The sequence below is a fragment of the Adonisia turfae CCMR0081 genome (genome assembly GCF_011009555.1).
Taxonomy (GTDB): Bacteria; Cyanobacteriota; Cyanobacteriia; order Phormidesmidales; family Phormidesmidaceae; genus Leptothoe; species Leptothoe turfae.
This window is the reverse complement of record NZ_QXHD01000004.1, coordinates 495,874-503,000: the sequence shown is the minus strand read 5'-3', so window position 1 is coordinate 503,000 and position 7,127 is coordinate 495,874. Positions and strand designations below refer to the sequence as shown.

General features: G+C 44.8%; 7 protein-coding genes. 5 read left to right on the top strand and 2 right to left on the bottom strand.

All coding sequences use genetic code 11. The features are described 5' to 3' along the window. The 4 genes from DXZ20_RS06355 to DXZ20_RS06340 all read left to right on the top strand — a co-directional run. A partial coding sequence (locus DXZ20_RS06355; protein ID WP_163703418.1) for a DUF4280 domain-containing protein occupies positions 1 to 309 on the top strand: 309 nt, incomplete at its 5' end. Between the two features lie 79 nt (positions 310 to 388). After that, positions 389 to 1,192 (top strand): aspartate/glutamate racemase family protein, encoded by an 804-nt coding sequence (locus DXZ20_RS06350; RefSeq protein ID WP_163670573.1) that lies wholly within the window; start codon positions 389 to 391, stop codon positions 1,190 to 1,192. Then, complete coding sequence (locus tag DXZ20_RS06345) at positions 1,189 to 2,286, top strand: peptidoglycan-binding protein (protein WP_163697104.1); 1,098 nt, start codon at positions 1,189 to 1,191, stop codon at positions 2,284 to 2,286. Before DXZ20_RS06350 ends, DXZ20_RS06345 begins: the two co-directional genes overlap by 4 nt. Before the next feature lie 50 nt (positions 2,287 to 2,336). Beyond that, positions 2,337 to 3,659 (top strand): dicarboxylate/amino acid:cation symporter, encoded by a 1,323-nt coding sequence (locus DXZ20_RS06340; RefSeq protein ID WP_163670577.1) that lies wholly within the window; start codon positions 2,337 to 2,339, stop codon positions 3,657 to 3,659. Here the strand turns inward: DXZ20_RS06340 and DXZ20_RS06335 are convergent. Then, positions 3,656 to 5,083, bottom strand: coding sequence for a PDC sensor domain-containing protein (locus tag DXZ20_RS06335; protein WP_163697102.1), 1,428 nt, complete (start codon positions 5,081 to 5,083; stop codon positions 3,656 to 3,658). The genes DXZ20_RS06340 and DXZ20_RS06335 overlap by 4 nt on opposite strands. Positions 5,084 to 5,223: 140 nt before the next feature. Then, the gene (locus DXZ20_RS06330) at positions 5,224 to 5,943 is read right to left on the bottom strand and encodes a GntR family transcriptional regulator (RefSeq protein WP_163697101.1); all 720 of its coding nucleotides are present in this window, start codon (positions 5,941 to 5,943) and stop codon (positions 5,224 to 5,226) included. A 150-nt stretch (positions 5,944 to 6,093) separates the two neighbouring features. Here DXZ20_RS06330 and DXZ20_RS06325 point away from each other — a divergent pair, with 150 nt between their 5' ends. Further along, a complete protein-coding gene (locus DXZ20_RS06325) occupies positions 6,094 to 7,023 on the top strand; it encodes a fatty acid desaturase (protein WP_163670582.1) in 930 nt (309 codons plus the stop codon). Positions 7,024 to 7,127: the final 104 nt, after the last annotated feature.

Below are 7,127 nucleotides of genomic sequence, written 5' to 3'. Positions count from 1 at the left end.
CCACCTGTCATGGCTTCTGGCCCTCTAGCCGCCACCATCATGGACTATGCGCCTATTGTGAATATTCCTCCCTTTGGCATGTGTACTTCCCTGGCTAATCCCACTGTGGCGAGCGCTACTGCCGCTGCCCTGGGCGTACTGACGCCCATGCCCTGTTTACCTGTTATTCCAGCTCCCTGGGTTCCAGGTTCTCCTACGGTAAATATCAATAACTTTCCAGCCCTTAACAACAGTTCTAAGTGCATGTGTACTTGGGGGGGAGTGATAACAATTATGAATCCCGGACAGTTTACGGTTCAGGTTCCATAGCCAATTTTTCTGCTAAAACCCATAGTCAACTGGGCATCCTCAAGGAGTAACAAACTCCCAGGAAAGCTATGGGTACATAATGGCAGATAATCTTCCCAAAAATTCCCAGCGGCAAGTCAAGCTTCCAGGCATTTTGGGTGGGTTAGGTCCGTTGGCCCATATTGAGTTCGAACAACGCCTGCTACACCATAGTGCGCGACGGGGAACACAGTGTGATCAGGAGCATCCTAACTGGTTGTTGTTGAGTGCTGCGTCTACGCCAGATCGGACTCAAAGTTTGACAGGGACTGGACCAGACTGTGTTCCCTATCTGGTGCGCAGTGCTTGTTTATTAGAAGCGATGGGTGCCGGTTTTTTAGTGGTAACCTGCAATACTGCCCATGGGTTTTATCATACGGTGCAGGCACAGTTGGATATTCCCTGGCTACATATGATGGAGGCAACAGCGGCTTATATTGCTCAGTGTTTTCCTAATGTACGGCAGGTGGGCGTGTTGGCAACAGATGGAACGTTGCGATCGCAACTCTATACCACTAGCCTTGCTCAATATGGGATCTCTCCAATTTTGCCCCCTTTAGGTTCTCCTATTCAGCATCGTATTATGGAAGCAATTTACTCACCGGACTGGGGAATCAAAGCCACGGGTGCCTGGGTTTCAGACATTGCTCTCATCGAGCTGATCGTTGCTTCTCGCTGGCTAGCGGCTCAAGGGGCAGAACTGTTAATCGCCGGATGTACAGAAATATCCATCGGTCTTGCCCAACTCAGCCAGCTACCCATTAACTGGATTGATCCCCTGGATATCATGGCCAATCTCACCCTCGATCTTGCCTACGGAATAATTTCAGAGTCATCCACTGTGTCAGTCAAGAGTTTCCCATGATTAATATATCGTCATTGCGACTACCTCGATGGGTATCGCATCTCCTTGTTGTCACCCTGTTGATTGGTCTGGTTCAATTAGCTGCCCAGCCTGCCCTGGCCAATACCCTAAATACTCTGCGATTAGGGAGTGAAGGGACCGCTGTTGAACAGCTACAGACCCGATTGCATACCTTAGGATACTTTGAGGCAGAGATTGACGGGAGCTATAACAAATCTACTCAGCTTGCCGTTAAAGCATTTCAAAGAGACCGTAATCTACAGCCAGATGGCATCGCTGGCACTGAAACTCAGCGCCAGCTTGCAGGTACAGAAGAAGCTATCCATGCTCCCCGGACAGAGATGCCTCCTGATATTCAGCGCATTCTTGATCGCGGAAAATTAGTCGTCGCGTTACTTAGCACCGATAACACTCCCTTTTTTACAGAAGGCAACACACCAAAGGGGTTGGACATTACTATTGCCCAGGGATTAGCTGATGCCCTAGATGTTGATTTAGAGTTTAACCGCTCAGCGAATACCTTTAATGATGTTGTTGATCAGGTATATCAACTGAAGGCTGATATTGCTATTTCTAAGCTCAGTCGCACCCTCAGTCGGGCCAAACGGGTGCGATTCTCCCGCCCCTATGTCACCATGCGTCAGGGATTGTTAGTTAATCGGGTGCAGCTGGCTAAACAAACCGAAGGGAATCAGGTCATTGAAGCCATTCGTAACTTCAGCGGCAACGTGGGTGTTATTCAAGGTTCATCTTACGCTAGTTTTATTAAACAAAAGTTTCCTAAATCCACGATTCAAGAATATCCCACATGGGAGGACATTGTAGAAGCTGTCATTAATGGCGATATTCAGGCAGCCTATCGAGATGAACTTGAAGTCAAAAAGATTATTCATAAAAATCCAGACGCAGCCCTCAGGTTACAAACCATTGCCTTAAATGACACCCAAGACCAAATTGCCATGGCCTTACCTTGGGATAGTCAACATTTACAAGACTTTGTTAATCAGTATTTAGATACCTATAGTCTTGACTACACAGCTGACACCGTTCTAGAAGACTATGCCGATCATCTAGAGACCGATGAAAAAGAGTAGGGATCAACAGCTATGCGCCTCTACAAGTTCAACATCTATACGGGCTTATTATGACGATTAATCCTGCGACTAAACAACAGTTTTGGTCAAATACTCTCTCACTCAAATGGTTACGCAGTCCCTGGGCAATTCTCATTAGTGTTGCACTAGCAATCTATGTCGGTACTACACATCAAGAATTTGCCATCTTGCTAGCACCCCTCGGTAATTTTTACTTGGGGTTACTGAAGATGTGTGTTTTACCTATTCTTTTAGCCGCTATTACCACTAGCATTGGCCGACTGATGCAGAGCAGCAATGCAGCTCAATATATCAAACGTATTTTGGTAATCTTTCCTTTAGGTCTCTTGTCTGCCAGTGGCTTAACCGTTATTCTGGCGGCTATGATGGGACCTGGGCGTAATCTATCTACCAAAACACTGGAATCTCTAGGAGTCCTGGTTAATAATTCTGGCATTGATTTAGAAATGGCGTTGACAGGGCCAATTCCTGAAGAATCCTCCAGAGGGATGGCCTCATTTCTGATTAGCTTGGTGCCCGAAAATATTTTTAATGCCCTGAGCCAGGGTGAAACATTAAAGGTATTGATTTTCTCCATTATTGTCGGTATTTCATTGGGGCTGATTCGCGATCGCGTTACTGAGCCCTGTTTCGATATCTTAGAAGCCATTTATAAAACATTTAATCAGCTAATTGACTGGCTGACCATGATTTTACCCCTTGGCCTCTTTAGTCTTTTAGCCTATCAGCTCTCTCAACAGGGGCTAGATGTGATGTTATCAATGATTAATTTTGTCATAGCTACCCTAGTCACGTTTTTAGTCATCTATGTTTTGAGTACGATAGTGGTCTGGCAACAATCCAAGATGTCCATCATTAAAGTGTTGTCAGCTTTACGTGAGCCGACCATCCTGGCCTTAGCGACGTCCAGCAGCTTAGCGTGTTTACCATCAGCTATTGCCCAGTTAACCGAAGCCTTAAATTTTAGTCGTCAAACTGTAAACCTGGTTACGCCTTTGTCAATTACACTTTGTCGATTTGGCTCAGTCATTTACTTTGCCTTGGGCTCAGTTTTTGTGATGCAGCTATATGACAAGCCAATAGGTCCAGTTAGCATCATGGTTGTAATTGTCGGATCTATTTTTGCCGGTATGGCAACAGCGGGGGTTACTGGCATTCTCACATTAACGATGCTGGGGATTGTGCTAGAGCCGTTACAGTTGCCGTTGGAGGCTGTCTTAGTTTTATTCGTAGCGATTGATCCCATTATGGACCCATTCCGTACTTTGGGTATTGTTCACACCGGCATTGCAACAACTGCTGTAATTGCTGATAAATCTAGCGGCAAAACTATTATCCCTGGTCTCAACTAGCGATTTCTATAGGCTTGTCGCACCTGCTGAGCATGTCTCAACAATGTCTCCAGCCGCTGACGATCGTCACCAGCGTTACCATGCTGATCAATCTCTGTTTTCAACAACTTAACCTGCTCAGATAGAGATTGTTGGCGGCTCATCACCACAGTAGCCATATCATTAAATAGTTTAGCAAGCTTACTAAACTCATCAGGTCGTGAAATAACATGGGCTAACGTCCGCGGATTAAACCGATTACGCTTAATCTCATCTGCCGCTTGATTTAGCTTATTAATGGGACGAATAATATGCAAGGCTGCGGTTAACGCTAACAAAGAAGCAATCACTGTAATACCAATACCAATAAGTAGGGTATGTTGAGCTGTCTCTCGAATTTTGGCCATATAGTCATCTTGAGGAATGGTGACTCCAATAATCCAATCAACTCCTAAGTCTTTTAGATGATAAATATGGGCGTGCTGCGTTTGCCCGTCTAAATCAAATCTAAAGGAGTACTGCTTTTTCATCTGATTCAGATCATCGATATTCTCTAACAGATGATTGACAGTTTCTCGTACCAATTCATTTTGGCTATTGTTTGCCGCTAGACGTAGTTTTTTGTCTCCTTGCACGATAAATGGCTTCTCATTGGCAGAAATTGCAATCAAATCTCCAGATGGCTCGATGATAAATGCTTTGCCATTAGGGCTAACAAATAAGTTTTTAAGGAAGTCACTGAGCTCAAAGAGGTAAACATCTATGCCAAATACCCCCTGTAGCTGGCCATTTTGATCAAAAATGGGTGTGGCACGAGTCAGGGTAAGATCCGCCCTAGAATTGGCAATATAGACCTGACTCCAGACAGGTTCTTTGTTGAAAGCGGCTTCTTTATACCAAGTTCTAACCCGAGGATCGTAGTCGAATACTGTCAGTTGGGTTGTTGGATTAGCCTTAGTATCCACTTCATAGGCAATGCGTTGAAAATTTGTGGTTTTATCGACAAAATCCATACGAGTTGAATCATCTTGACGTTCGCTGTAAACAAACTCACCCAACTCATTGCCATAGAAAAGATTATTAGTCAGTTCATCGGACTGGGTGAACGTCCAGAGAGTTTGCCCCAACTGACGAGTATCTTGAATATTGAGATTGCCACTAGCCACCTCGGTCTCAATTACAGAAGCAATCAGCGATGGTTTGGTCAAGTAGCTGTCAACCTGTTTTTCAATATTGGCAGCAACTTCTGTACTAATTTTTCCCACTAGCTCATCTACAGCTTTCTGACCGTTACGAAAAGCCAACCCGCTCGTCAAAAGAATGCCAGACACTAAGGGGGTGACCACACACAGGGGCAAACTCCAGCGAATAGAAACAAGCTGTTTAGTCGCATTAACTCCGGTAGTTATCCCGGTAGCTAGAGAACTTTTGAATTTAGCTGTCATAGGAGTGATTGCTAGGGTTAGAGGCTTTGAATCAAGCCAAGAATCTCCTACTAACATGCCCGTAGTCGCTACAGCATCAACATAATTTGCTGATTCCACCGGACTCCTATCTTATTCACCTGAAACTGGATGACTATTTTTCACTTCTCAAAGGAGAGAGAATAGCAAAAACGATCTGCTCGCGAGATTGTTTCCCCATGTAAGATGGGGGACTGATCATGGGTGTAAGCCGTATAGCGATACACAATCAGTGGTTGACCTAAGGGCACTTCTAAATAACCACTGATTTCATAGTCAGCATGAGTGCATTCAATGACTGCATCAACCTGCGCAATGACGATTCCATGAGCTTCAAGGGTTGGAAATGTCATTTGCCGCTTCAGCTGAGCACCAAACTGCTGCCCCAGTTCCAATACAAGATAGCTGACATCCACTGCACCAACGACGCCATCCATATGCAGCAGTTTTTTTTGCAGATAAACTGTTGACTTATCAGGCAACTGTAAGGATGTTTGCACAGCGTTAGAAGGACGAATTTTTCTAAAAGTAAGATTTTCAAATGTGAACTGAATCCCTTTACGTGCTAGATCTCGTTCTAGAAAAACCAAGGGGCTAGATAATGCATAGGCGACCTTTTGCCTGGGAGTGACAAAAACACCCCGCCCCTGTTGCGCTTGTGCCAACCCCTGACTAACTAGGTTGGCCACGGCTTGTCTAACCGTAATCCGACTGACATTAAAAGCCTCCATCAGCTGATGTTCGCTGGGCAATTTTTCACCAGGTAAGTAATCACCTGCCTCAATTTGCTGGCGAAGCTTCTCCGAGATACTGATGTGTAAAGGAACAGATGTTGACGACATATGGAAGAGTGCCTATGTCAGGATTTGATGAAATATCACCTAGCCTTGTTATAGCAGCTATGGTGTGCTACTTTTTACTTGTTATAACAAGTGTTTCAAGAGTTCAAGATGTCAGAACCGTTGAGCACTTGTCCCATCAACGTTGGAAAGATGTTAACTGACTCGACTCAAGCCCCTAACGTATCGGTGTCGAAACCTCATAAAATCTTGGATGTTTGTGAGCTTAAGACATTGAATACACGCACTAATCTGGACGGTGTAGCTAGGTTAGCCTTACATGTAGTTGTGCTTGGTGTCAGTGGCTACCTGTGGGGAAGTGCGTCCAGTTGGCTAAAGTTTCCCGCCCTGTTGCTCTATGGGATCGGCCTTGCCATGATGTTTTGTCCAACCCATGAATGTGTTCATCGAACAGCATTTGCTAATTCTAGGACCAATGATGTTGTGGGATGGTTAGCGGGTCTATTATCGTTCTATAACAGCACGTTCTATCGTTATTACCATAAGTGGCACCATCGCTATACACAAATTGCCGGAAAAGATCCAGAACTGGATGATCCTAAACCTGAAAATCTAGGCCAGTATCTATGGCGGCTAAGTGGTGCTTCTTGGTGGTATGATAAAATTAAAGGTCATCTAAAGATTTCTTTTAGGCAACTGGAAGATTATTACTTTTTGCCACAAAGTTCCTACGGAGACGTGATCTCGTCAACTCGGCTACAGTTAGGAACATATATTGCGATCGCACTACTTTCCACAGCCCTAGGGCATCCCTGGTTTATTGTCACCTACTGGTTGTTGCCACTGGCGTTAGGACAGCCATTCCTCAGATTTGTACTCATTGCAGAGCATACAGGGTGTACGAATGATGATAATCCTCTCACAAATACACGCACAACATTAACGATATGGCCGCTCCGACTCTTGATGTGGAATATGCCCTATCACGCTGAACACCACCTTTATCCGTCGATTCCATTTCATGCGTTGCCCAAGGCTCACCAAAAACTGAAAGATTCTTTCTCTCGAGTCGATTCAGGATATTTCCAGGTGAATCGATCAATTATTAGCGCTTTGCAATAAGAGAGAACATTAATCCTTTCTCTCCTCAAAAGAGGTAGTTTCCCTTTGGATAATCCCCCCTGTCAACCGTCTAGGAAGAGATTAACGTCTTGATTTGAGCATTG

Excerpts from the sequence above, each read along its gene's own strand:
- DXZ20_RS06350 (WP_163670573.1), top strand. The coding sequence starts at position 389 with ATGGCAGATAATCTTCCCAAAAATTCCCAGCGGCAAGTCAAGCTTCCA.
- DXZ20_RS06330 (WP_163697101.1), bottom strand. The coding sequence starts at position 5,943 with ATGTCGTCAACATCTGTTCCTTTACACATCAGTATCTCGGAGAAGCTT.
- DXZ20_RS06340 (WP_163670577.1), top strand. The coding sequence starts at position 2,337 with ATGACGATTAATCCTGCGACTAAACAACAGTTTTGGTCAAATACTCTC.
- DXZ20_RS06325 (WP_163670582.1), top strand. The coding sequence starts at position 6,094 with ATGTTAACTGACTCGACTCAAGCCCCTAACGTATCGGTGTCGAAACCT.
- DXZ20_RS06345 (WP_163697104.1), top strand. The coding sequence starts at position 1,189 with ATGATTAATATATCGTCATTGCGACTACCTCGATGGGTATCGCATCTC.
- DXZ20_RS06335 (WP_163697102.1), bottom strand. The coding sequence starts at position 5,083 with ATGACAGCTAAATTCAAAAGTTCTCTAGCTACCGGGATAACTACCGGA.